The organism is Variovorax sp. AC103, from assembly GCF_979254005.1.
This window is the reverse complement of sequence record NZ_CEEDFC010000027.1, coordinates 53,652-76,895: the sequence shown is the minus strand read 5'-3', so window position 1 is coordinate 76,895 and position 23,244 is coordinate 53,652. Positions and strand designations below refer to the sequence as shown.

Below are 23,244 nucleotides of genomic sequence, written 5' to 3'. Positions count from 1 at the left end.
TGGCGCTTGAAAAGGCTCCAGCTCTTTTTTATTTCCCCTCGAAGATTTTTGTTGCTATGAACGAGCTGGACTCCCTGGTAGCCACCGCAGGCGCCGCTTTCGCCCAGGCGAAAACGCCCGCTGAACTCGAAAACGCCAAGGCGCAGTTCCTCGGCAAGTCGGGTCGCATCACCGAGCTGATGAAGGGCATGGCCGCACTGAGTGTCGAGGAGAAGAAGTCCCGCGGCGCCGCGATCAACGTGGGCAAGCAGGCCATCGAGGCCGCCTTGACCGAGCGCCGGCAGCAACTGGCAGACGAAGAACTCTCGCTGCAACTGCGCGCCGAGGCGCTCGACGTGAGCCTGCCCGGCCGCCGCCGCATTCCGGGAGGCCTGCACCCCGTGAGCCGCACGCTGGAGCGCATCGAGGAGATCTTCTCGAGCATGGGCTTCGACGTGGCCGACGGCCCCGAGATCGAGAGCGACTGGCACAGCTTCACCTCGCTCAACAACCCGCCGAACCATCCGGCGCGTTCGATGCAGGACACCTTCTATGTCGATATCAACGGCGACGACGGTGTTCCCTACAACCTGCGTCCGCACACCAGCCCGATGCAGGTGCGCTATGCGCATCAGCACATCAAGAAATATGCGGCCGAGTTCGCCGCTGCCGCCGCAGACGCGACCGGCACCGTCAAGGCGCCCGAGATCCGCGTGATCGCGCCGGGCCGCACCTACCGTGTCGACAGCGACGCCACGCATTCGCCCATGTTCCACCAATGCGAAGGCCTGTGGCTCGGCGAGAACGTGAGCTTCAAGGACCTGAAGGTCGTCTTCACCGACTTCTGCCGCACCTTCTTCGAGCGCGACGACCTCGTGCTGCGCTTCCGCCCGAGTTTCTTTCCGTTCACCGAGCCCAGCGCCGAGATCGACATCCAGTTCGCGAGCGGCCCGCTGGCCGGCCGCTGGCTCGAGGTGTCGGGCGCCGGCCAGGTGCACCCGAACGTGGTGCGCAACATGGGGCTCGATCCCGAGCGCTACATTGGCTTCGCCTTCGGCATGGGCCCCGATCGGCTCACGATGCTGCGCTATGGCGTGAACGACCTGCGCCTCTTCTTCGACGGCGACCTGCGTTTCCTCTCGCAGTTCCAGTAAGCACCCACCCATAAAAAAACCAGATCGAGATCGAAGAGATGCAATTCCCGGAATCCTGGCTGCGCGAGTTCTGCAACCCGCCCCTCGACAGCGCCGCACTGGCCGAAACGCTCACCATGGGCGGCTTCGAGGTCGAGGAGCGCCGACCGGTGGCGCCGCCTTTCACGCGCATCGTGGTCGGTGAAATCAAGGCAGCGGTGCAGCACCCCAACGCCGATCGCCTGCGCGTGTGCCAGGTCGATGCGGGGCAGGGCGCCTTGCTCAACATCGTGTGCGGCGCGCCCAACGCGCGCGTCGGCATCAAGGTGCCCTGTGCGCTTGTCGGCGCCGAGTTGCCACCGGGCGAAGATGGCAAGCCTTTCCTCATCAAGCTCGGTCAGCTGCGCGGCGTCGAAAGCCAGGGCATGCTGTGCTCGGCGCGCGAGCTGAAACTCAGCGAAGACCATGGCGGCCTGCTCGAGCTCGATGCCGATGCACCCATCGGCGCCGACGTGCGCGACGTGCTCAAGCTCGACGACGCGTTGCTCACGCTCAAGCTCACGCCCAACCTGGCGCACGGCCTGAGCGTCTATGGCGTGGCGCGTGAACTCGCCGCGCTCACCGGTGCGCCGCTCAAGACCCCGGCCATCGCCGCGGTCGCGGCCGCGTTCACCGACGTGTTGCCCGTCAAGGTCGAAGCACCCGAACTCTGCGGCCGTTTCTCGGGCCGCATCATGCGCGGCGTGAACACCCAGGTGAGCACGCCCGGCTGGATGGTCGAGCGCCTCGCGCGCTGCGGACAACGCAGCGTGACCCCGCTGGTCGACATCTCGAACTACGTGATGTTCGAGTACGGCCAGCCGACCCACATCTTCGACCTCGACAAGATCCACGGCGGGCTCACGGTGCGCTGGGGCAAGGCGGGCGAACAGCTCAAGCTGCTGAACGGCACGACCATCTCGGTCGACGACAAGGTCGGCGTGATTGCCGACGACCGCGAGGTCGAGTCGCTCGCCGGCATCATGGGCGGCGACGCCACCTCGGTGTCCGACGACACGCGCAACATCTACGTCGAAGCCGCGTTCTGGTGGCCCGAAGCCGTGCAGGGCCGTTCGCGCCGTTTCAACTTCTCGACCGATGCAGGCCACCGCTACGAGCGCGGTGTCGATCCGAGCCGCACGGTGCAGATCATCGAGCGCATCACGCAACTGATCGTCGAGATCTGCGGCGGCCAGGTCGGCGCCATCGACGACCAGACGCTGCACCTGCCCGCGGTCGTGCCCGTCACGCTGCGCGTGGCGCGTGCAGCGCGCGTCATCGGCATGCCGCTGACCCAGGCGCAGTGCGCCGATGCGTTGAACCGCCTCGGCTTTGCGATCAAGGAAGGCGAGGGCACGTTGACCGTGACGCCGCCGCCGCATCGCTTCGACCTGCTGATCGAAGAAGACCTGATCGAAGAAGTCGCTCGCCTGATCGGCTTCAACAACCTGCCGACCACGGCGCCGCTGGCGCCCATCACCGCGCGCGTGCGCCCTGAGGCACAGCGCAGCCGGTTCGCGGTGCGCCGCAGCCTGGCCGCGCTGGGTTACCAGGAAACGATCAACTTCAGCTTTGTCGAAGCGCACTGGGAGCAAGACCTGGCCGGCAAGGCCAACCCGATCAAGCTGCTGAATCCCATCGCCAGCCAGATGAGCGTGATGCGCTCCTCGCTGCTCGGTTCGCTGATGCAGGTGCTCAAGTTCAACCTCGACCGCAAGGCGCCACGTGTGCGCGTGTTCGAAGCGGGCCGTGTGTTCCTGCGCGACGACAGCGTGGCCACCACCGACAGCACAGTGCGCGGTGTGAACCAGCCGATGCGCGTGGCTGGCCTGGCCTGGGGCGACGCCGATGAGTCGCGCTGGGACGGCAAGTCGCAGCGCGTCGATTTCTATGACGTGAAGGGCGACGTCGAAGCGCTGCTTGCGCCCGTGGTCCCGACCTTCGAGGTGGCCGAGCATCCCGCGCTCCACCCTGGCCGTTCGGCGCGCGTGCTGGTCGACGGCAAGGCTGTCGGCTTCGTCGGCGAACTGCATCCGCGCTGGCGCCAGAAGTGGGACTTCTCACAGGCGCCGGTGCTGTTCGAACTCGACCTCGACGCCGTGACCGCGCGGCCCGTGCCGGTGGCGCAGGCCGTGCCCAAGCACCAAGCCGTCGAACGCGACATCGCGGTCGTCGTCGCGGAGTCGGTCACGCACGACGCGCTCATGCAGACCATTCGCGCGGCAACCGCTGCGCAGGGGCTGCTGCGCGATGCGGCGCTGTTCGACATCTACCGTCCGCAGCCGTTGCGCGATGGCGCCGCGGCCGCGCCGGGTGCGCTGGCGCAGGGCGAGAAAAGCATGGCGGTGCGCCTGAGCTTCCAGAGCGACAGCGCCACCCTGACGGACGAGCAGGTCGAACCCGCCGTGCGTGCCATCGTCGAACAATTGGGCGCCACGCTCGGCGGCCGCTTGAGGGGTTGATGAGAATGAACGCTGCCGAATTCACGCTCGAGGCCCTCGAAACACCGGCGCTCACCAAGGCGCATCTGGCCGACCTGCTGTTCGAGCAGATCGGCTTGAACAAGCGTGAGTCCAAGGACATGGTCGAAGCCTTCTTCGAGCTCGTGGCCGGCAGCCTCATTGAAGGCACGGACGTGAAGATCTCGGGCTTCGGCAACTTCCAGATTCGCGTGAAGGCGCCACGGCCGGGCCGCAATCCGCGCACCGGCGAAGCCATTCCCATCGGTGAGCGCCGCGTGGCCACCTTCCACGCGAGCGCGAAACTGAAGGAACAGATCCACGGAAGCATCGATCAGGGCAACGCGTCCGAGGTCGAGTGGAGCCTGGGCGCGGAATAGTGCTTGGTGCTGTGCGCCTGCGTGGAGTAATCTCTAAGGTTTCCCGCGCACAGTCTTGATTTCAATGGAGAAAACGCTCCCGCCGATTCCTGTCAAACGCTACTTCACCATCGGTGAGGTGGGCGAACTTTGTGGCGTCAAGCCGCACGTGCTGCGCTACTGGGAGCAGGAGTTCACGCAACTGCGCCCCATGAAGCGTCGTGGCAACCGCCGCTACTACCAGCACCACGAGGTGCTCATGATTCGCCGCATTCGCGACCTGCTCTATGACCAGGGCTTCACCATCAGCGGTGCGCGCAACAAGCTGCAGGAACTCGTGCAGGGCGAGCGCGAGCGCCGCAAGGCCGGCGAGGTTCCGCTCGAAGGCATGGAAGCGATCGAGATCGACCAGGAAGAATTCGACGCCGCCGTCGTGCAGGAGGCGCCCGTGTCGGCGTCAGCAACGGCGAAGCCGGCCGATCTGTCGCAGTTGTTGCACCTGCGTCGCGAACTCTTTGAAATTCGTGAGCTGTTGACCATCGGACGCTGAAATTACACAGCTATAATTGAGAGCTTCGGTGTGTGGCGCAGCCTGGTAGCGCACTTGCATGGGGTGCAAGGGGTCGAAGGTTCGAATCCTTTCACACCGACCAAAATCAGTAGATGGAACAACGGGTCAGAGCCACAAGCTCTGACCCGTTTTTTTTCCTGAGTGCCATGCAAGCAGTTTCACCTCCGCATGCCACTCCACGCAGGCCGCAAAAAATTGGGCAAGACCGATTCCATGCACGCTCGCGATCCGCTCTTGCACAGCCGAATCTTCAAGCAGCAGGCCTGGGTGACGATAGACAAAGAGGACCGGCGACGCAGCCGGTTCTCTGTTGTCCACGGTCAGGCAGAACGCGGAGGACGCACGCCAGGCCGACCAGCTGGCCAGGTCGGCCTCCGAGGTGGCCAACAAGGGCGGCACGGTGGGCTCGCAGGTGGTCGGCACCATGGCATCGATCCACAGCTCGTCGAAGAAGATCTGGACATCATTGGCGTGATCGACGGCATCGCGTTTCAGCCAACATCCTGAGACTTCCGCATTGCCCCGCAAGACGCCCGCAACGCCACCGGCGCTCTCCATGGCAGGCAGTTCGTCGCCGCGCATCTTGCGCGCAGTAGCGGCGCCGAAGCAGTCGGCAAGACACGCGTCGGAAGAATGGGCCAATTTCTGAGCGCTTCGAGCCCTGTTTCACAGAACCCGCGCGCGGACTTCACCCTGACTTCACTTCGCTGGACCACACTGACTTTCGACAGCAGGCCGGCGCTGGTAGAGGCCAGGGAGGGATAAAAAAACTGCTCAGGGAATGCCTCGATGCCGCGCCTGCTGTCACCTTCTTGTGCACGCTCAGCGCCCGTCATGTCCGGCCGGGTGCTTGTGCTCCTCGCGCCTTGCTGGAGCCCAGGGCCTGACGCCCATGAAAAAGCCCGCGCGAGGCGGGCTTTGGAAGGTGGTCGTGAACTCTTACGCGGTCCACGCTACGGCAAATTCTTTTGCATGAAGTCATTTTTGTTTTTCTCGTCGTAGTGACTTCGACGCGCCGGTATGAGATTCGGCTTGCCTGGACAGGCAACGCTCAGGATCTTTGAGCGAAGCCGCGAGTATAGCAGGGCCGCCGATCGGACATTCGTCCAATGGCGGCCACGCCCCCTGAGGCGGACAGTACGGGTTCTCCATCACTCCCTACCGAGATCCTCATGACCACCCTCCAACGCTTCAAGCTCGCCGCCGCTGCCGCCGCCATCGGCCTCTCGTTTTCCGCCACGGCTGCCACGCCGGCCGCATCGGACACCGCCAAGCCCAGCGTGGTGATCGTCCACGGCGCCTTCGCCGACGGCTCCGACTGGGCCAAGGTCATTCCGCTGCTGCAGGCCAAGGGCCTGCACGTGGTGGCCGTGCAGAACCCGCTGACCTCGCTCGAAGACGACGTGGCCGCCGCCAGGCGCGCCATCGACGCGCAACCCGGCAAGGTGGTGCTGGTGGGCCATTCGTGGGGCGGCTCGGTCATCACCGAGGCCGGCGCCAACGACAAGGTGAGTTCGCTCGTCTACGTGGCCGCCTTCGCGCCCGACGCCGGCCAGAACAGCGCCGAGCTCGGCAAGGACTATCCGCCGGCCCCCGGCTTCGCGCACATCGTGGCCGACAAGAGCGGCTTCCTGTCGCTCACCAGGGAGGGCATGAGCAAGCACTTCGCGCAAGACCTGCCGGCCTCGGCCACCGCCGTCATGACCGCGACGCAAGGCCCCATCCTGGGCAAGTCGTTCGAGCAGAAGCTCTCGGTGGCCGCCTGGAAGACCAAGCCTTCGTGGTACCTGGCCACCAGCGCCGACCACATGATCCAGCCCGCGCTGCAGCTCGACATGGCGAAGAAGATCGGCGCGCACCTCACGCGCGTGAACAGCAGCCACGTGCCTCAGCAGTCGCAGCCCGCCAAGGTGGCCGAGGTGATCCTGGACGCTGTGCGCCAATCCAAGTAAGGTGCCGCGTGCCGGCGCAAGGCAGTCCTTTGCGCCGGCACGCCTCCCTCCGCTTCTTCCGCCTCCCGTGCCGCCTTCCTCCTCCGTCCAGGTCTTCGACGCCATTCGCGCCCTCGCATTCGTCGGCGATCTCAGCATGGGCCAGCCCATCGACCATTCGGCGCGCACCGCGTGGCTGGCTTCGCAGCTCGCGGCCGCCACCGGGCGCAGCCAGGAAACGCAGGGCCATGCGGCCTGCGTGTCGCTGCTGCGCTGGTCAGGGTGCACGGCCAATGCGCCCGAGTTCTCCGACCTGCTGGGCGACGACGTCGGCGGGCGGCGCACCATGCTCTCGACCCCCTCGGCGCGCGCGGCATCCGACTTTGCAGGCACCGTCGGCCCGCTCGCCGAAATCCATTGCGAAGTGTCCGGCGACATCGCCCGCACGCTGGGCATGCCGGCGGCGGTGGAGCTGCCGCTGCGCCACATCTTCGAAACCTTCGACGGTCACGGCAAGCCGAACGGGCTCGACGCCTCGCGCATTCCCGAAGAAGTGTTCCTGGTGTCCATTGCGGGCGACCTCGAGATTTTTTCCCGCGTGCACGGCCTGAACAACGCGCTGCGCTACATCGCCGAGCGTGCCGATGCGCGCTACCCGGCCTTCCTGGTCGATGCGGTGCAGCGGCATGCGCTCGACTGGCTCCACGTGCTGGAGCAGGGCGCCGCCGCCGAGCCCTTGCCCCTGGCCGGTGCGTTGCAGGGCACCACCGCACCGCTCGAACTCATCGCCGACGTGATCGACCTCAAGCTGCCGTGGATGACCGGCTTCTCGCGCCGGGTGGCCGAAGCGGCCTTGCGCTGCGCGGCGGACATGGGGCTCGACGCCGCGCGGCAGCAGCGCATTTACCGCGCGGGGCTCATCCATGGCATCGGTCGCGCGTCGGTGCCCAACGGCGTGTGGGACGTGCCCGGCGTGCGCAGCGAGGCCGACACCGAGCGGCTGCGCCTCGTGCCGTACTGGACGGAGCGTGCGGCGCGCCGCATCGACACGCTGCGCCCCGAGGCCGAGATCGCCTCCTTCGTGGACGAGCGCCTCGACGGCTCCGGGTTCTTTCGCGGCGTGAAGGGCGCGGCCATCGACACCGAGGCGCGTGTGCTTGCCGTGGCCGCGCACTGGGTGGCCTTGTGTACCGGCCGCCCCGGCCAGGCCGCGCTGAGCGAGGCCGACGCGTTCGGCGCCTTGCGCGCCGAGGCCGATGCAGGGCGGCTCGACGCGCATGCGGTCGCCGCGCTCACCGGGCACCCGCACGTCGACGCCGCGGTGCAGTTGCCGGCGGGCGATGCGTCCGCGCTGCTCTCCGGCCGCGAGGTCGAAGTGCTCGGCCGCATCAGCCTCGGCGAAAGCAACAAGGAAGCGGCACGCTCGCTGGGCATCAGCCCGAGCACCGTGCGCGCGCACCTGGAGAACATTTTTCGCAAGCTGGGCTGCACCACGCGCGCCGCGGCCACGCTGAAGGCGCTGACGCTCGGCCTGCTCTGAGGCAGGCCGCGTGGCGCGCGCCTCGCTCAGCCGAAGGTGAACACGTAGGCCTGCGCACCGGCATCGAGAAACTCGATCTCGAACAGCCGGTCTTGTGCATTCGACGCCTGCCGCACCAGCTGGTACAGCCGCTGTGCGTCGACCGTGCCGTTGCCCTGTGCATCGATGTCCGCGCCGTGGTCCGCCAGCGGGGGCTTGCCGTCGACCCGCACGCGGAAGCGCACCGGCTTGCCGTCGGCCGACGGGCCCAGCACCAGGTGCAGGTCGCGCGCGTGGAAGCGATAGACGATGCGGCCGTTGGCATGGCCCAGCACGGCGCGCTCGCTGTCGACCGTCCACTCGCCGCTCAGCGCCCACTGGTTGGTGCGCAGCGACGCGGGCGCCAAGTACGCGCGCGGCCGGTCGTTCGCGATGCCGCTCGGCGACGCGAAGCCGTGCGCGCGCTCATGGCCCAGGTAGGTCTCGCCCGAGAGGGCCGGTGACGCGGCCGCCGCGGCCTGCGTGCCCTGGCCCTGCGGCGAAACGAATGCGCTGGACGCGGCCGGCCGACCGGCCTCCGCCAGCAGCTGTTGAATGACCTGCTCCGACTGCTCGTACTTGCCTTCGCCGAACTGGTGATGGCGAATGCGCCCCTGCGCGTCGATGAAGTACAGCGCCGGCCAGTACTGGTTGCCGAAGGCGCGCCAGATCGCGTAGTCGCTGTCCACCGCCACCGGAAAGCCCACGCCCAGGTCCTGCGTCGCGCGGCGCACGTTGGCCGGCTGCTTCTCGAAGGCGAACTCCGGCGTGTGCACGCCGACCACCACCAGGCCCGCGTCCTTGTACTTCCCGGCCCAGGCGCGAACGTAGGGCAGGGCGCGCAGGCAGTTGATGCACGAGTAGGTCCAGAAGTCGACCAGCACCACCTTGCCGCGCAGGCCTTCGGGCGTGAGCGGGGCGGAGTTGATCCATTCGGTGGCGCCGGTGAGCGGCGCGAAGCCGCCCTCGTCGGGCAGGGACAGCGCGGGCTTCGTCGGCCCGGGCTGCGCCGAAGTCGGCATCAGGCCGGAACGGTCGATGCCGGCCTGCGGTTGCTGCCTCTTCGTGTCGACCTTGTCCACGAGCACCTTCTCCAGCGCAGAGGTGGTACCGAAGGAGATCTGGCTGAGCAGGCCGGTGTCCAGCCCCAGCGCAATCGCGCCCACACCCGCCAGCACGGCGACGCCCGCCATGCGGCGCACCCATTCGCCCGTGCGCAGCGAGCCCTTCATGGCTGCGAACAGCCGCCCGCCGAACAGCAGCGCCGCCGCGAGAGACGTGCACGCACCCGCCGCATATGCCAGCAGCAACAGCGAGGTGCCGATGCTCGCGCCATTCAGCGCCGCACCCGTCAGGATCAACCCCAGGATCGGCCCCGCGCAGGGCGCCCACAGCAGCCCCGTGCCCACGCCCAGCAGCAGCGGCGACACCACCGATGCCCGTGCGCGCTCCGTGTCGGACAACCGGATGCCGAGCGCCACCAGCGGCCGGCTCAGCCGCTCGGCCAGCGATGGAAACAGCAGCGTCACGCCGAACGCCGCCAGCAGCGCGACGGCCGCCTGGCGCCCGTACTCGTTCAGCGTCACCACCCAGCCGCCGCCCACGGCCGCCAGCGTGGCGATGGCGGCGAAAGCCAGCGCCATGCCCGCCAGCATGGGCAGCCCATGCGAGCGGAACGGACGGTCGGCCCGTGCGAACACGAAAGGGAGCACCGGCAAGATGCACGGGCTCAGGATGGTGAGCACACCACCCAGGTAGGCAACGATGAGGAACAGCATGGTGCAGGTCTCGGCAGGGGTCGATGGCGGGAGAAGTTCAGCTTTGCTGCGCGGCGCGGATGTTCAAGCTGAGCCTGGCTTCCAGCCCGCCTTCGCCGCGGTTGCGCAGCGCCAGCTCCGCGCCCATTGCCACCGCGAGCTGGTGCGCAATGGCCAGGCCCAGGCCCGTGCCGCCGGTGCTGCGGTTGCGCGAGCCCTCGACACGGTAGAAGGGCTTGAGCACCTGCTCCAGCTCGCCGGGCGGAATGCCCGGGCCGTTGTCGACCACGGCCAGCACCAGCCTGTCCGCGCCGGAATGCACCTGCAGGCGCACGTCGTCGCCGAACTTCAAGGCGTTGTCGATCAGGTTCATCAAGATGCGGCGCAGCGCGTTCGGCCGCGTCACGATGGGTTCGCCCACGCGGCCTTCCAGCCGCACCTGTTGGCCCGCGTCCTCGTAGTCGGCCAGCATGCTTTCGAACAGCGCGTCGGCGTCTATGCGCAGGGGCGGCTCGGTGGCGCCGTGCAGCGTGCGCGCGTAGGTCACGCCTTCGCGCACCAGGGCATGCATCGCATCCAGGTCCTGGCGGAACTTGTGGCGGTCTGGCTCGCTGTCCATCAGGTCGGTGCGCAGCCGCATGCGCGTGATGGGCGTCTGCAGGTCGTGCGAGATGGACGCCAGGATTTCCACGCGCTCCGCCATGTAGCCCGCAATGCGCTTTTGCATCGCGTTGAAGGCACGCGCCGCATGCTTCACCTCGGTGGGGCCTTCTTCCGGCAGCGGCTTGCCCTTCAGGTCGGGCCCCAGCTCGTCGGCCGCGTCGGCCAGCTGCGCCAGCGGCCTGGTGACCAGCCGCACCGCATACCAGGCGCACACGGCCAGCACCAGCAGCTGCAGCCACAGCAGCCACATCACCCAGCTCGACACCGGCATGTCGACGCGGCGCGCATGCACGACCACGTCCGAGCCGTCCGACAGCCGCACCTGGATCTGCAGGCCCTGCGGCGGGTTGTCCACCTGCGCGACCTTGGCGATGCGAAACGGCCGCATCGCATCGGCGATGGCCGTGGCGAACTGCTGCGACATCGGCGTGTCGGGCGGCGTGCCCTGCGCCGTGCCGCCCAGCACGAAGCGGTAGTTGCGCCGCTCCAGCCGCGCCAGCCAGCCTTCGCGCTCGGCGGCGGGCAGCCGGTCGAGGATGGCCACCGAGCTGGCAATGTCCCGCTCGATGCCCGTCATCATCAATTCGCGCATCGCAATGCCGCGTTCGTAGCGAATGGAGGCGAAGGTCAGCAGCTGCGCAATCGCCAGGCCGACGACGATGATCAACGTCACGCGCGAGAACAGCGAGCGCGGAAGCCATCGGCGCAGGCCGAGGGCAGCGGGGAGACTTGCGGAGGTAGGCATGGACGGGTTTATAGACCCCGGCCCGGCCCTTCGGCCGCTTGTTTGTATTGCAGTGTGTGCACCGTGGCGTTCGACATGGAACATTACCCGGCGCTGGCGGTGCCCTGCGTCGCAGCGCAACGTAGTGTGGCGCCGCGTCCCGCCGGATACACAGGCATACAAGCCGCCTTGCGCCGCGCCCCGGCCGGGCTACATTGCGGTTTCCGCCCACCTGCAGGCCCCGCCGCACCGCCATGACCCCCAAGACCTCCGACCACATCCTCATCGTCGACGACGACCGGGAGATCCGCGAGTTGCTCACCGCCTACCTGGTCAAGAACGGCCTGCGCGTGGTGGCGGTGCCCACGGGGAGGCACATGCGTGCCGCACTGGAAGAGTCGGGCCCGTTCGACCTCATCGTCCTCGACCTGATGCTGCCGGGCGAAGACGGACTCACGCTGTGCCGCGACCTGCGCACCGGCAAGTACAAGGCCACGCCCATCCTGATGCTCACTGCGCGCAGCGAGGAGGCCGACCGCATCCTCGGCCTGGAGATGGGCGCTGACGACTACCTGGCCAAGCCCTTCGCAGCGCGCGAACTGCTCGCGCGCATGCGCGCGGTGCTGCGCCGCACGCGCATGCTGCCGCCGAACATGCGCTCGACGGAGTCGGCCTCGATGCTGGCTTTCGGCGAATGGCAGGTCGACACCACGGCGCGTCACCTCATCGACGACAGCGGCGTGATGGTGGCGCTCAGCGGCGCGGAGTACCGGTTGCTGCGCGTCTTTCTCGACCACCCGCAGAAGGTGCTGAGCCGCGACCAGTTGCTGAGCCTCACGCAGGGCCGAGAGGCCGAGCTGTTCGAGCGTTCGATCGACCTGCTCGTGAGCCGGCTGCGCCAGCGTCTGCGCGACGGGGCGCGCGAGCCGCGCTACATCAAGACGGTGCGCAGCGAGGGCTACGTGTTCGCGTCGTCGGTCGAGGCGCTGGACTGACGCCGGCGCGCGCGTGCATCGGCGCGCGTGGCGATGCATTGGCAGCTGACCGGGTTGCGCACTTCATGCGCGATGCCGCCCGTGAGGAACAGCAAGGCCAGCCAGAGCTTCTTCACTTGGGTTGCTCCGCCAGCAGCGCCTGGATCTTCTTCTCGGTAGTGCCATAGCTGCCCTCGCCGAAGTGCGAGTAGACGATCTTTCCCTGCTTGTCGATCAGGTACACGGCCGGCCAGTACTGGTTGTCGAAGGCCTTCCAGGTGCCGTAGCCGTTGTCCTGCGCCACCGCGTGCCTGATCTGCAAACGCTCGATGGCGTCCTTCACGTTCTTCGTCGACTTCTCGTACGCGAACTCCGGCGTGTGCACGCCCACCACGACCAGGCCCTGGTCCTTGTACTTCTCGTTCCAGTCTTTCACGTAGGGAAGGTGGTTCAGGCAGTTGATGCAGGTGTAGGTCCAGAAGTCGACCAGCACCACCTTGCCGCGCAAGTCCTGCAGCTTCAGCGGCGGCGAGTTGAGCCAGGTGTCGATGTTCTGGAATTCGGGCGCGGGCTGCGCATCGGCCGCGGCGATGTCGCCTCCCCACGGCGAGGCGGCGAACGACAGCGTCAGGGCCGATGCGCAAGCGCCGAGCGCCACGGCGAAGAAAAGGGCAGGGGAGCGAAAGCGCATGGGGTTCCTTCGGAAGATGAGTGGCTGCGTTCATCGATGTGTGAACGTGGCCGATTCTTCGGCGTGCGACCACCTTGCGGCGTCAACTGCGTATGCCTGTGTATCTGCAGGACGCAAGGAAAACACTACGTTTCGCGCAACGAAAGCCGGCGCGTCGTGGCTTCGCGAAGTGGCCCCGCTTCTTCAGGGTGCTGAGCGCGTCTACCAGTTCTCGGGGATGGCTTGCCGCACCCAAAAAACACACACTCCGACACGTTTTGAAATTCACCTGATCTGAAGGCTCTTTCATGTCGGCGCTCGCTCCAACCGGTGGCATCTGTTCTCCAACTTCGCGCGCGCATGCCACCCGGCGTTCGTTGTCCGATCGACTGGGCAGGCCCGTGCTGGGCGCCATGGTCGTCGGCCTGGCCTCCTGCGGCGGCGGTGGCGGCGGTGGCGGCGGTGGCGGCGGGAGTGGTGGTCTCGCGTTTCCGATTCCCTCGGCATCGACGCCGCCGGCCGCCCAGGCCCCTGCCGAACCCGCACCGCCGGCAGCATCCGGCGCGACGTACACCGTGAGCGGCAAGGCCAGCGGCCTCCTGGGCCCCGGCCTGGTGTTGCAGAACAACGCCGGTGACGACCTGGCGATTGCGGCCGACGGCAGTTTCAGCTTCGCCACCGCGGTGCTCGGCGGCGCGGGCTATGCGGTCACGGTCAAGAGCCAACCGAAAATCCTGACCCGGGTCTGTACCGTCAGCAACGGCACGGGCACCGTGGGCAATGCCGCTGTCGCCGACGTGGCGGTGAACTGCGCCGCACCTCCGGCGCGCTTTGCCTATGTGACGAACTCGGGCTCCAACAACCTCTTTGCCTACACCGTCGATGCCAGCACCGGCGCCCTGGGAAACGTGCCCGGGCCGATGCCCGTGACCGGGGCCGATCCCGGCGCCATGACGGTGCACCCCACGGGCCGATTTGCGTATGTGCCCAACACGGCGGACAACACCGTGTCGGCCCACACCATCGATGCGGGCACCGGCGTGCTCACTGCGCTGGCAGGGCCGCCGGTGGCGACAGGAGGCGGCCCCATCTCCGTGGTCGTGGAGCCCACCGGTCGCTTTGCCTACGTCACCAACAGCTACGGCTACACCGTGTCTGCCTACGCGGTCGACGCAGGCACCGGCGCGCTCTCACCGCTGGCAGCGCCGGCGGTGGCCACGGGCCGCTACCCCGTGTTCCTCGCCGTCGATCCCCTGGGCCGGTTTGCCTACGTGGCAAACCGGACGGGCGGCACCTTGTCGGCCTACGCCATCGATGCCGGCACCGGCGCGCTCACCGCGCTGGCCGTGCCGGCGGTGCCTACAGGATCGGGGCCCAGCGCCGTCGCGTTCGACCCCAAGGGCCGGTTCGCCTACGTAGCCAATGCGTTCTCCAGCGACCTGTCCGCCTTCGCCATCGATGCCGGCACCGGCGCATTGGCGCCGATGGCCATGCCAAGCTCGGCCACGCTGAACGTTCCCTTGTCAATCGCCGTGGACCTCTCGGGCCGGTTTGCCTATGTGGTGAACCGGGGCTCAAGCAGTGTGTCGGCCTACACCGTCGATGCCGGCACCGGCGCGCTGAGTCCCATGGCCGTGCCGCCAGTGGCGGTCAGGAGTTCTCCCTCTTCCATCGCCGTGGACCCCACCGGGCGATTCGCCTACGTGACGAATTCCGTTTCCAAGGACATATCGACCTTCACCATCGATGCCAGCACCGGCGCCTTGAGCCCGATGGCCGTGCCGACCGTGGCAACCGGCGGCGTCCAACCCCAGTTCCTGGTCTTGTCCAGGTAGCCGGCCGTTGCATCCATTGCTCCCCATCAGCCGTCACGCCAGGCGCAGGCTCCACCGCACACCTTGCCGCTGAGCGCTTGATGGGATGGGGGAGCGGCACGCATCCGAGAAAGTCCCCGTTGGTGCGCGAATGCCGCTCCGAGCAGACGACCTTGCGCTCGACGAGCAGGCCGCGGCCACGCGCGTAACGGCAATGGCCTGCGCCGCGAATCGGCGATGCAGTGGCAATCGCTGAATTCGTGCTAGAACTTCCGTATGCGTTTGCATCCTCCGTGCCTTTCGATGTCCAGCCGCCGGCTGGCTCGGTTCCTGCTCGGGGAGCCCTCGGGCGCTTGCGCTACAGTCGCGAACCTTCCGCCCATCACCTGCCACCCGAGTGAAACCTAGAAAATCTGTCAATAGCCTGGTTTTTCGGCTGATTGTGATGGGCTTGGTGATGGCGCTCGTGGGAACGGCCGCCAGCTATTTCCAGCTCAGCCGCTTCCTGCGCCAGGACCTGACGGAATCGGTGGCGACCCAGCAGGCGGCGCTGGCCGGCTACGTCGCCCGCGACGTCGACAACTACCTGAGCGAGCGGCTGCTGTTCCTCGAGCGCCTGGCGGCCACCTTGCCGCCCGAGCTTCTTTCGCAACCCGGGCAGCTGCGTGCATGGCTGGAAGAACGCAGCACGCTGAGCCCCGTGTTCCCGCTCGGCCTGATGGTGGCGGACGCCTCCGGCCAGCGGCTGGACGGCGTCGGACAGCTTCCGGTCGGCGGCGCGGAATTCAGCGGCGCCCTGGCGGGGCGGTCCAGCCTGGGCCGCGCGCAGGCCGTTCCCGTTTCGGGTCATTCGGTGCTGCCCATGGCCGCGCCGGTGCGCAACGGGGCCGGGCAGGTCGTCGCGGTGCTGGCGGCCACCGCCGACCTGTCGGCCGACGGCCTGCTCGAGCATCTGCAGCGCGGGCGCGTGGGGCAGGCGGGCGGCATCCTGGTGGTGTCGCCGCGCGACCGGCTATTCGTCGCCTCGACGGACGTCTCGATGTCGCTCACGCCCACCCCGCCGGTCGGCGTGAACCTGCTGCACGACCGCGCCATGGAGGGCTATCGCGGCAGCGGCACGACGCGCAATGCCAAGGGCATCGACGAAATCTCGGCCATCGCCTCGGTGCCGACCAGCGGCTGGTTCGTGGTGGCACGGCTGCCCGTGGAACAAGCGCTGGCCCCCGTGGGGCGCATGCAGCGCTTCATCCTGCAGCAGCGCGCGCCGGCCGTGCTGGGCGTGCTCATCGTGATCGGGTTTGTCCTGGCCTGGCTGCTGCGCCCGTTGCTGCGCGCCGCCGACCAAGCCGACCGCATGACCCGCGGCGAACTCCCGTTGACGCCGCTGCGGGTGGTGCGCAACGACGAAATAGGGCATCTCACGCAGGCCTTCAACCGCCTGCTCGCCAAGCTGGTCGACAACCAGGCGGCGCTGGCGCGCCTGGCGCACCACGACAGCCTCACGGGCCTGCCCAACCGCAAGCTGCTGGACGACCGGCTGCAGCAGACGCTGGTGCGTGCCAAGCGCAACGCCAGCCAGGTGGCCGTGCTGTACCTCGACCTGGACGGCTTCAAGAACCTCAACGACACCCTGGGCCATGAGGCGGGCGACGAGGCCCTGCGCGAAATTGCGCGCCGCCTGCTCGGCCTGGTGCGCGAGACCGACACGGTGGCCCGCATGGGCGGGGACGAATTCGTGCTGCTGGCCGCCGACTTCGAAGAGCCGGCGGAAAGTGCCGCGCTGGCGCTGGCGCAAAGGTGCATCGACGCCATCGTGCGGCCGTTGCCACTGCGTCACTCGGGCACCGCCATCGGTGTGTCGATCGGCATCGCGCTCGGCGGCGGCGACGAAACACCGCAAGACCTGCTCGCCGCAGCGGACAAGGCCATGTACCAGGCCAAGCAGAACGGACGCGGCAGCTATGTGGTGTCGGCGGCGCTGCCGGCCATGCCGCTGATGCCCGGCGCGCTGCGCGCGTAGCCCGGCGCCTGCGAAACGCCGGCAACGCTCGGCGATGCGGTGAAGGCGTGCCGTCCGACGTGGCGCTGCGGGGGCGCGCGATAGTGTTCGGCATCCCACACCGGAGCCTGAATATGCCAAGAACCCTCCAAAACCTCCTTGCCCGCCCGCCGCTGCACATGGCCCTGGGCGTGTTGGCCGCGTTCATGATGACTGGCTGCGCGGTGTCGCCGCCCACCATCGCGCCGGTGAAGCAGGTCGACCTGCAGCGCTTCATGGGCGACTGGTATGTCATCGGCAACATTCCCACGCGGCCGGAGCGCAACGCGTTCAACGCCGTGGAGTCGTACAGCCTGAAGCCCGACGGCAGCATCGACACGCGCTTTCGCTACCGCGAAGGCGGCTTCGACGGCCCGCTGAAAACCATGAACCCCACCGGCACCGTGGTGCCGGGCACCAGCAACGCGGTGTGGGGCATGCAGTTCATCTGGCCCATCAAGGCGGAGTACGTGATCGTGGACATCGACCGCGACTACCAGCTCACGATCATCGGCCGCAGCGACCGCGACTACGCATGGATCATGGCGCGCACGCCGACCATTCCCGAGCCGCTCTACCAGGCCGCCGTCACGCAGCTGAAAACGCTGGGCTACTCGGTCGACAACCTGCGCCGCGTGCCCCAGCAGTGGCCGGAAGACGCCGACGCGGTGCCGAAGAAGTAGCCGCGGCCGCGCCGGCTCGCCCCGGCGCTAGATGTGCAGCGCCGCCAGCACGCCGATGGCCAGCCCGGCCACGGCCACGCCGAACATGCCGCGCTCCAGCCATTTCTTCTTGGTGAGCAGCGCAATGGCCGCCAGTGCAATCGACACCTGCAGCACGGTGGTGGCCTGCGCCCAGCGGTGGTGCTGGTGCGTTTGCTCTTCGGACTGCGCGTCCCATTTGTTGGACTCGTCTTCGAGCTTGCGGGCGGCGGTCTGGATGTCGGTCTTTTCCTGCTCGTAGCGCGCCACCTTCACCTGCCAGCCCTGGCGGCGGCCGTCGTCGGTGGCGGTGTCGCGCGCGAACTCGGCCAGCGCCTGCTTGGTGCTCTTCGACTGGAAGTAGTTCCACTGGTTCGACGCCTCGGTCTTCTTGATGGCGGCGTTGTTCTTGTAGAGGCCGGCGTTGGCCTGGGTAGCCCCGCCCATGTAGGAAAAGATGGCGCCCACGGTGGCGATCACGGCGGTGCACACCGCGATCTTGCTGGTCATGCTCATGCCGCCATCCTTGCCGTCCGTGCCATGCGCAGCGCTGCCGCCATGGCCGTCGTCGTGCCCTCCGGAGGCTGCGTGTTCGAGTTCGTGATCGTGCGGGCCGTGCACGTGAAAACCGTGTCCTGACATGAGGTCCTTTGATGTATCTGGAAATTTCGGGGGCGCGCGAGTATGCACGGTCTTCATGACCGTGCCGTCTTAACGCGGTCGCCGAGGCTCCAGCCCGCGGGCTTCACTGTGAGGCCGGTTTCAAGCCAGCGGGGTCGTGGCGTCGCCTTGTGCGCGGCGGGCCGCCAGCGCCCGAAGAAGCAATCGCAGCCTGAGCAGCGTCCTGCGCGCCTGCGTCTGCCAGGTCGGGCTGCGGGGCCGCGGGGGAGCCAGCCGCAGCGGAAGCGGCATGTGCTCGGAGTCCGGCGAGTTCGGGCCGAACGGGTCTTGCTTCATGGCGTGGGCGATCCGCATGAGCCGCATGGACGCCCCGGGTTCGTGGCGGCGCAGGGCCTCCACTTCTTCGGCATAGCTCTCGGTCAGGCGCGCCCACCTCGAGAAGTCATGTCCTGACGTTGCAGCTTCGCGGTTCATCCTGAACCTTTCCTTTTTGATCATTCGCGCCGGGAGGGCGGGCCTCGGCGTTGACCCTCTCGTGCCGGGTTCAGGCGCCTGAATGATCTATCGGAAAGTCCAGCGAGATCTTTAGTACGAAGCCATTCTTTTTTGAATCGCCGTGCTAGATCTTCAGGGCCGGGAACGACTTGACCAGGTCGTCCAGCGCCTTCAGCTGCGTGAGAAAGGGTTCCAGCTTGTCCAGCGGCAGGGCGCTCGGGCCGTCGCACTTGGCTTGCGCGGGGTCGGGGTGTGCCTCCAGGAACAGGCCGGCCAAGCCCACCGCCATGCCGGCGCGCGCCAGGTCGGCCACCTGCTCGCGGCGCCCGCCCGACGCCGCGGCGCCGGCTTCGCGCTGCTGCAGCGCATGGGTCACGTCGAAGATCACCGGCAGGTCCTGCGTGATCTTCTTCATCACGCCGAAGCCCAGCATGTCCACCACCAGGTTGTCGTAGCCGAAGCAGGTGCCACGGTCGCAAAGAATGAGCTTGTCGTTGCCCGCTTCCTTGAACTTCTCCACGATGTTGAGCATCTGCGAGGGGCTCAGGAACTGAGGCTTCTTGATGTTGATGACCCGGCCCGTCCTGGCCAGCGCCACCACCAGGTCGGTTTGCCGCGCCAGGAAGGCGGGCAGCTGCAGCACGTCGACCACCTCGGCCACCGGCGCCGCCTGCGCGATTTCGTGCACGTCGGTGAGCACCGGCACGCCGAAGGTGTCCTTCACGGCCTGGAGGATCTTCAGCCCCTCGTCCAGCCCGGGGCCGCGGTACGAGTGGATGGACGAGCGGTTGGCCTTGTCGAAGCTGCCCTTGAACACGTAGGGAATGCCCAGCTTGCGCGTGACGCGCACGTATTCTTCGGCGCTGCGCAGAGCCAGGTCGCGGGACTCCAGCACGTTGACGCCGCCGAAGAGAACGAACGGGGCGCTGTTGCTGACGGTGACTTGGGGGCTGATGGTGACGGTAGACAAGGTTTTCTCCAGGCTGTTTGCCTCTATTGTCCGTCCGCTTCGACAGCCCGACGCGGGCGCCCCAGGCTACTTCTTGCGCGGCGGCGGCGTGGCGTCCTTGACCACCGGCTCGGCCCCGTCGTCCCGGTAACGCAGCTGGTTGCCTACCCGGCTCGGGTACTTCAGTGCGTCCATCGACCCCGCGCGCCCGGTGAAAGGCAGCATTTCGCTGCCCGTGTACGTTTCGCGGCGCAGCGGAGGCCGGGGGCCCACGGTGGGCTGCGGGGTCGTCACGCCTTGCTCGCCGTGCGCCTGCAGCGCCTCGCGCCCCTGGGGGGTGATCGTGTGCAGGTGGCTCGGCGTTCCGTCGTGCCGGGGGCTGGAAACTTCCCGGACGTAGCCCTGTGCGCGCAGTGCCGCCAGGTCGTCGGAAACCGGTCTGCCCAGGCTCTGGCCGATGGCGATGCCGAGCGACAGGTCCATGCGGGCCACCGCGCGCAGCACGGCAAGATGGTCCGGGGTAAGGGAAGCGGGGGATGGGAGAGTCATCGCGCATTCTCCACGGATCGCGCCACAACGCGAAATCGGTGCGTTCAGAAGTGCGCCCGCAACGCCGCCCGAGGCCCGCAGGGCGCGCGCGCAGCGTTCAGTTGGCCGGAAGCGTCCGTGCAGCGGCCGCGTCGCTGCGGTGTGCGATCCATGCCAGGCACTGCTCGCGCAGCAGGTCGATGGAGGCCAGCGCGTTCGACTGCGGCTCGAAGATCGACAGTTCGCAATGCGGCAGGCCGTCGCAGTGGATCTGCGCGGTGCCGGCGAACTTCTCGCGGGCCGGCTCCAGCCGGTAATGAATTTCCCACCGGCCGTGGTGCTGCTCCGAGTGCGCGACGGCATCGAGCGAGGCCGTGGTCTTTGTCTTTGGCTCGGCGCGCGCGCGGCGCGAGCGGGGAGCGGAAGGCCTCAGGAGCGAAGCCGAGCGGAAGGTGTTCATGCGCGGAATGTGCAAGGTGTGCGTGATGAAGGAGTGGCGCGCTTTCCTGCGCCCAGGCCTTCGACAGGCCCGGCGCCGGGGAGCGCCGAAAAAAATGTAGTGCCCTTCCGGCGCGGGCGCTGTCGGAAGAGATGCCGACTCGCTCAGCTGAATCTAATGTTCCTGAGCGGCGCGGTCTGTGCGGCAACGCACGTGTCAGGCCGATGCAAGGGCGTAACGTGTGCACGGGAAACTGTTGGAGCACCAAACAAGGGTCGTATGCCGCTCGATTACCTTCACAAGATTGAACACCTGGGCCTGCCGCTGATCGTCGACGACGAGAGCGACATCCGCTGCGTGGCGGTGCTGCTCGCTGCAGGGCTGGTGGACGCCGCGGTGCCGCCGCCCTCCGCGGGGGACGAACCCGGCGGCGTGCAGTTGCCGGCCGTCGTGAAAAAGATCACCCCGCTCGGACGGGCCGAACTCCTGCGACGCCGCGGGCTGCACGGCCCGCAGCCCTGACGCGCTGAAGCCTCGAAGCCCCGACATCCCGACCCGTCAGCCGACGCGCGCGCCAGCCAGCCCCGTGGCCGCGGCCGACGTGCCGTGCTGCAAGGCCGCGGGCAGGCGGTCATCGAGCCAGTCCATGCGCCAGGCCAGCACGACCACCGCGAGCACCAGCACCGCCGCCGCTGCGAACCCGGTGGCCGCGTGGCGGTCGCGGTAAGGGTCGCGTGCAATGCGCCTCGCGCCCGGCGGCACGTGCGCGGTTTGCGAGAGCATGCCGCCCAGCCGCACATTGACCTTCATGCGCCCGTTGATGGCCCAGCCGCTCGCGTCCAGGATCGGCCCCAGGCTGCGCTGGCGCAGCTTCAGCCAGGCAATGAGCATGCTCGGGCCCGAGATGGCCAGCACGATGCCCAGCAATGCCACCGGTATCCATTGCCCCAGGTCGACGAACTTGCCGAAGATGGCCACCAGCACAGCGCTGATGCTGCCCAGCGCCACGCCGATGGCGGCCACCGTGCCCACGTCCACCCGGGCGGCGGCGCGCGCCCCGGCGGACTGCGCTTTGGCGGCGTCGGCCGCGGCGGTCTGGTCGGCGGTCGTGAGCCGGGTCGCCAGGCTGGTCAGGCTGCCCTGGCCCACAGCCTCCTGCGCCGCGGCGCGCTTGGCCACCTGCTCTTCGATCACCCGCACGAACTTCTTGTACGGCGCGAAGAAGGCCTGCGCCACGCTGGTCGGGTTCTCGATCAGCTTGGTGATGGTGGCGTCCCAGTCGCGCCCCTGGCGGTCGTAGAACACGCCGTTGCGCCCGACGAACAGAAAGTCGATGTCGCCCGCCGTGAACGCCGCGACGATGCTCATCTTCGCGCCCTGGCGCGTGCAGTCGCAGTAGGCCAGGCAGGTCTTGGCCAGGCCTGCCAGCACCGCATGCTTGGCGGTGTTTTCCACCTGCACGGTCAGCTCGCAGCTGCGCCCGTCGAGGTACAGCGTGCCGGCCTGGAAGATTGCGCCTTCGCGGCTGTAGAAAGCCTTGAACGACACGAAGTTGTTCAGCAGCACCACCAGGTCGCGCTGCAGGCGAATGAGCTTTTCCAGGTCGACCAGCAGCGCGTTGTGCGCTTCGGCCCCTTCGTCTTCCTTGATGAGCGCGAGCAAGGGCTCGCGGGTTTGCAACAGCGCCTCGAGCTTGTCCAGCGGCAGCGAGGCAGCCCAGTTGTCGGGGCGCTTGGCCATCAACGCCTGCAGCGGTGCGAGCTTGTGCTTGATGGCCAGCCAGTCGGCCTCGGCCAGTTCGTCGCGCGCACCCAGCAGCGGCGCGACGGTGCGCTCGGCGAAGGTGGCGACGGCCTCGGCCCAGGCGGGGTTCAGGCTGGTGCCATGCAGCGTCAGCACACACCGCGGCGTGACGGGCGCCAGCGGCAGCTCGGCGATGGGCTCGGCCTGCAGGTCGAGCGCGTGCGCGCCCAGTTCGTCGTAAGCCTTGGCGGAGGGGTTGAGGGCGGTCACGGCCTGCCCGTCGAAGGCCGCGACGCGGCAGCGCGCGAAGAAGTCGTCGAGCTTGGCCTGCACCTTGTTGGCCGCGTCGGCGGCGGCCAGGGTGGGGTCGCCCAGGGGCATCAGCGTGTCGTTGCCGGCGTCGGCCTGCGCATGCCAGTCGCGCGCCACCTGCACTTCGGCAAAGAAGGCCTCCGCCCGCGCGCGGTCGATGCCCGGCGTCGCCTTGTGGCGGTCGGGCACGCTGCCGTGGGTGCGCATGATCTCTTCGACCGATGCGCGCACCGCGTCGTCATGCGCCGTGTCGGGCGTGACGATGCCGTCGCCGTTGAAGCGCATGGCCGCCAGCAGCTCGCCGCGGTCTGAAATATCGGCCAGGGTGAGCGTGGCCGCGTCGGGCTTGCCCTGGATCTCCAGCAGGCGGCGGGCCTCGTCCCGCAGGCGCGCACCGTCGGGGTTGCTGTCGTCGAGTGCGTCCAGCGTGAGCACGTCGCTGCCTTGCAGCAGCACGTCGGGATCGCGCAATCGGGCACACACCCACTGGCAGGCGGCAACGACTTCGGGCGGGCGCACGCGCCCATCCTTGTCGGTGTCGATCAGGTCGAGCGTGCGCGCGTCAAAGTCGATGCCCCGCGTGGGGCAGGCCAGCGCGACCCACAGTTTCTGGTCGAGCTCGCCGACGCGCGCGATGTCCTCGCCCGTGCGGAACACCACCTGGTCGGTGCCGCCTGCGCGGATGAACTGCCACCGTTGGGGGGTGGCCGGAATGGGGGCGAGGGTTCGGGTGTCGGCGGCCTTGTGGTTCTGCAGCGTCGTCGCTTGCGTCATCGTCCGTGGCCCT

Annotated in this window: 21 protein-coding genes, 1 tRNA gene and 1 pseudogene; 13 read left to right on the top strand and 10 right to left on the bottom strand. The window is 68.0% G+C overall.

The window, feature by feature from the left end; all coding sequences use genetic code 11:
* Positions 1-56: 56 nt before the first annotated feature.
* From pheS to AC0IYU_RS30150, 8 genes and pseudogenes are all read left to right on the top strand, one after another.
* Complete coding sequence (gene pheS / locus AC0IYU_RS30185; protein WP_435436675.1) at positions 57-1,133, top strand: phenylalanine--tRNA ligase subunit alpha; 1,077 nt, start codon at positions 57-59, stop codon at positions 1,131-1,133.
* Positions 1,134-1,171: 38 nt separating this feature from the next.
* Positions 1,172-3,613: a phenylalanine--tRNA ligase subunit beta gene (gene pheT / locus AC0IYU_RS30180; protein ID WP_472124850.1), complete on the top strand. Its 2,442-nt coding sequence runs from the start codon at positions 1,172-1,174 to the stop codon at positions 3,611-3,613.
* Positions 3,614-3,618: 5 nt separating this feature from the next.
* Positions 3,619-3,990, top strand: a complete 372-nt coding sequence (locus tag AC0IYU_RS30175; protein ID WP_435436677.1) for an integration host factor subunit alpha — start codon at positions 3,619-3,621, stop codon at positions 3,988-3,990.
* Between the two features lie 64 nt (positions 3,991-4,054).
* Positions 4,055-4,519, top strand: coding sequence for a MerR family transcriptional regulator (locus tag AC0IYU_RS30170; RefSeq protein ID WP_472124847.1), 465 nt, complete (start codon positions 4,055-4,057; stop codon positions 4,517-4,519).
* A 26-nt stretch (positions 4,520-4,545) separates the two neighbouring features.
* Positions 4,546-4,622 (top strand) — tRNA-Pro (locus AC0IYU_RS30165).
* 225 nt (positions 4,623-4,847) lie between these two features.
* A pseudogene (locus AC0IYU_RS30160) lies at positions 4,848-5,035 on the top strand (methyl-accepting chemotaxis protein); the annotation flags it as partial.
* Between the two features lie 677 nt (positions 5,036-5,712).
* Positions 5,713-6,492: an alpha/beta fold hydrolase gene (locus AC0IYU_RS30155; RefSeq protein ID WP_472124845.1), complete on the top strand. Its 780-nt coding sequence runs from the start codon at positions 5,713-5,715 to the stop codon at positions 6,490-6,492.
* 67 nt (positions 6,493-6,559) lie between these two features.
* On the top strand, positions 6,560-8,011 hold the full coding sequence (locus tag AC0IYU_RS30150) for an HD domain-containing phosphohydrolase (protein ID WP_472124842.1): 1,452 nt from the start codon (positions 6,560-6,562) through the stop codon (positions 8,009-8,011).
* A 26-nt stretch (positions 8,012-8,037) separates the two neighbouring features.
* Here AC0IYU_RS30150 and AC0IYU_RS30145 read toward each other — a convergent pair whose 3' ends face one another.
* Positions 8,038-9,807 (bottom strand): cytochrome c biogenesis protein DipZ, encoded by a 1,770-nt coding sequence (locus tag AC0IYU_RS30145; protein WP_472124839.1) that lies wholly within the window; start codon positions 9,805-9,807, stop codon positions 8,038-8,040.
* Between the two features lie 37 nt (positions 9,808-9,844).
* Positions 9,845-11,194: an ATP-binding protein gene (locus tag AC0IYU_RS30140; RefSeq protein WP_472124836.1), complete on the bottom strand. Its 1,350-nt coding sequence runs from the start codon at positions 11,192-11,194 to the stop codon at positions 9,845-9,847.
* Between the two features lie 233 nt (positions 11,195-11,427).
* Between AC0IYU_RS30140 and AC0IYU_RS30135 the strand changes: the two genes are divergently transcribed.
* On the top strand, positions 11,428-12,168 hold the full coding sequence (locus tag AC0IYU_RS30135) for a response regulator (RefSeq protein WP_472124833.1): 741 nt from the start codon (positions 11,428-11,430) through the stop codon (positions 12,166-12,168).
* Here the strand turns inward: AC0IYU_RS30135 and AC0IYU_RS30130 are convergent.
* Positions 12,132-12,284 carry a hypothetical protein gene (locus AC0IYU_RS30130; protein ID WP_472124830.1) on the bottom strand — a complete coding sequence of 51 codons (153 nt, stop codon included), beginning with the start codon at positions 12,282-12,284 and terminating at the stop codon, positions 12,132-12,134. The genes AC0IYU_RS30135 and AC0IYU_RS30130 overlap by 37 nt on opposite strands.
* Positions 12,281-12,838: a thioredoxin family protein gene (locus AC0IYU_RS30125; RefSeq protein ID WP_472124827.1), complete on the bottom strand. Its 558-nt coding sequence runs from the start codon at positions 12,836-12,838 to the stop codon at positions 12,281-12,283. The genes AC0IYU_RS30130 and AC0IYU_RS30125 overlap by 4 nt, the downstream gene beginning before the upstream one ends.
* A gap of 356 nt (positions 12,839-13,194) precedes the next feature.
* On the opposite strand from AC0IYU_RS30125, the gene AC0IYU_RS30120 reads away from it, so the two are divergent.
* From AC0IYU_RS30120 to AC0IYU_RS30110, 3 genes are all read left to right on the top strand, one after another.
* Complete coding sequence (locus AC0IYU_RS30120; RefSeq protein WP_472124825.1) at positions 13,195-14,652, top strand: lactonase family protein; 1,458 nt, start codon at positions 13,195-13,197, stop codon at positions 14,650-14,652.
* A 424-nt stretch (positions 14,653-15,076) separates the two neighbouring features.
* Positions 15,077-16,651, top strand: coding sequence for a diguanylate cyclase domain-containing protein (locus tag AC0IYU_RS30115; RefSeq protein ID WP_472124822.1), 1,575 nt, complete (start codon positions 15,077-15,079; stop codon positions 16,649-16,651).
* Positions 16,652-16,764: 113 nt separating this feature from the next.
* A complete protein-coding gene (locus AC0IYU_RS30110) occupies positions 16,765-17,352 on the top strand; it encodes a lipocalin family protein (RefSeq protein ID WP_472124819.1) in 588 nt (195 codons plus the stop codon).
* Positions 17,353-17,379: 27 nt separating this feature from the next.
* Here AC0IYU_RS30110 and AC0IYU_RS30105 read toward each other — a convergent pair whose 3' ends face one another.
* From AC0IYU_RS30105 to AC0IYU_RS30085, 5 genes are all read right to left on the bottom strand, one after another.
* Positions 17,380-17,886, bottom strand: a complete 507-nt coding sequence (locus AC0IYU_RS30105) for a DUF4337 domain-containing protein (protein ID WP_472124816.1) — start codon at positions 17,884-17,886, stop codon at positions 17,380-17,382.
* Positions 17,887-18,132: 246 nt separating this feature from the next.
* Positions 18,133-18,465: a hypothetical protein gene (locus tag AC0IYU_RS30100; RefSeq protein ID WP_472124814.1), complete on the bottom strand. Its 333-nt coding sequence runs from the start codon at positions 18,463-18,465 to the stop codon at positions 18,133-18,135.
* Positions 18,466-18,610: 145 nt separating this feature from the next.
* Positions 18,611-19,456: a 3-deoxy-8-phosphooctulonate synthase gene (gene kdsA, locus AC0IYU_RS30095; RefSeq protein ID WP_435438437.1), complete on the bottom strand. Its 846-nt coding sequence runs from the start codon at positions 19,454-19,456 to the stop codon at positions 18,611-18,613.
* A 66-nt stretch (positions 19,457-19,522) separates the two neighbouring features.
* Positions 19,523-19,984 (bottom strand): hypothetical protein, encoded by a 462-nt coding sequence (locus tag AC0IYU_RS30090; RefSeq protein WP_435484198.1) that lies wholly within the window; start codon positions 19,982-19,984, stop codon positions 19,523-19,525.
* A 97-nt stretch (positions 19,985-20,081) separates the two neighbouring features.
* Positions 20,082-20,423: a hypothetical protein gene (locus AC0IYU_RS30085; RefSeq protein WP_435484197.1), complete on the bottom strand. Its 342-nt coding sequence runs from the start codon at positions 20,421-20,423 to the stop codon at positions 20,082-20,084.
* A 258-nt stretch (positions 20,424-20,681) separates the two neighbouring features.
* Here AC0IYU_RS30085 and AC0IYU_RS30080 point away from each other — a divergent pair, with 258 nt between their 5' ends.
* Positions 20,682-20,924 carry a hypothetical protein gene (locus AC0IYU_RS30080; protein WP_472124812.1) on the top strand — a complete coding sequence of 81 codons (243 nt, stop codon included), beginning with the start codon at positions 20,682-20,684 and terminating at the stop codon, positions 20,922-20,924.
* Positions 20,925-20,960: 36 nt separating this feature from the next.
* On the opposite strand, the gene AC0IYU_RS30075 is transcribed toward AC0IYU_RS30080, so the two are convergent.
* On the bottom strand, positions 20,961-23,231 hold the full coding sequence (locus AC0IYU_RS30075; RefSeq protein ID WP_472124810.1) for a hypothetical protein: 2,271 nt from the start codon (positions 23,229-23,231) through the stop codon (positions 20,961-20,963).
* Between the last annotated feature and the right edge of the window lie 13 nt (positions 23,232-23,244).

Excerpts from the sequence above, each read along its gene's own strand:
- pheS (WP_435436675.1), top strand. The coding sequence starts at position 57 with ATGAACGAGCTGGACTCCCTGGTAGCCACCGCAGGCGCCGCTTTCGCC.
- pheT (WP_472124850.1), top strand. The coding sequence starts at position 1,172 with ATGCAATTCCCGGAATCCTGGCTGCGCGAGTTCTGCAACCCGCCCCTC.
- AC0IYU_RS30175 (WP_435436677.1), top strand. The coding sequence starts at position 3,619 with ATGAACGCTGCCGAATTCACGCTCGAGGCCCTCGAAACACCGGCGCTC.
- AC0IYU_RS30170 (WP_472124847.1), top strand. The coding sequence starts at position 4,055 with ATGGAGAAAACGCTCCCGCCGATTCCTGTCAAACGCTACTTCACCATC.
- AC0IYU_RS30155 (WP_472124845.1), top strand. The coding sequence starts at position 5,713 with ATGACCACCCTCCAACGCTTCAAGCTCGCCGCCGCTGCCGCCGCCATC.
- AC0IYU_RS30145 (WP_472124839.1), bottom strand. The coding sequence starts at position 9,807 with ATGCTGTTCCTCATCGTTGCCTACCTGGGTGGTGTGCTCACCATCCTG.
- AC0IYU_RS30140 (WP_472124836.1), bottom strand. The coding sequence starts at position 11,194 with ATGCCTACCTCCGCAAGTCTCCCCGCTGCCCTCGGCCTGCGCCGATGG.
- AC0IYU_RS30135 (WP_472124833.1), top strand. The coding sequence starts at position 11,428 with ATGACCCCCAAGACCTCCGACCACATCCTCATCGTCGACGACGACCGG.
- AC0IYU_RS30125 (WP_472124827.1), bottom strand. The coding sequence starts at position 12,838 with ATGCGCTTTCGCTCCCCTGCCCTTTTCTTCGCCGTGGCGCTCGGCGCT.
- AC0IYU_RS30115 (WP_472124822.1), top strand. The coding sequence starts at position 15,077 with ATGGGCTTGGTGATGGCGCTCGTGGGAACGGCCGCCAGCTATTTCCAG.
- AC0IYU_RS30110 (WP_472124819.1), top strand. The coding sequence starts at position 16,765 with ATGCCAAGAACCCTCCAAAACCTCCTTGCCCGCCCGCCGCTGCACATG.
- AC0IYU_RS30105 (WP_472124816.1), bottom strand. The coding sequence starts at position 17,886 with ATGAGCATGACCAGCAAGATCGCGGTGTGCACCGCCGTGATCGCCACC.
- AC0IYU_RS30100 (WP_472124814.1), bottom strand. The coding sequence starts at position 18,465 with ATGAACCGCGAAGCTGCAACGTCAGGACATGACTTCTCGAGGTGGGCG.
- AC0IYU_RS30090 (WP_435484198.1), bottom strand. The coding sequence starts at position 19,984 with ATGACTCTCCCATCCCCCGCTTCCCTTACCCCGGACCATCTTGCCGTG.
- AC0IYU_RS30085 (WP_435484197.1), bottom strand. The coding sequence starts at position 20,423 with ATGAACACCTTCCGCTCGGCTTCGCTCCTGAGGCCTTCCGCTCCCCGC.
- AC0IYU_RS30080 (WP_472124812.1), top strand. The coding sequence starts at position 20,682 with ATGCCGCTCGATTACCTTCACAAGATTGAACACCTGGGCCTGCCGCTG.
- AC0IYU_RS30075 (WP_472124810.1), bottom strand. The coding sequence starts at position 23,231 with ATGACGCAAGCGACGACGCTGCAGAACCACAAGGCCGCCGACACCCGA.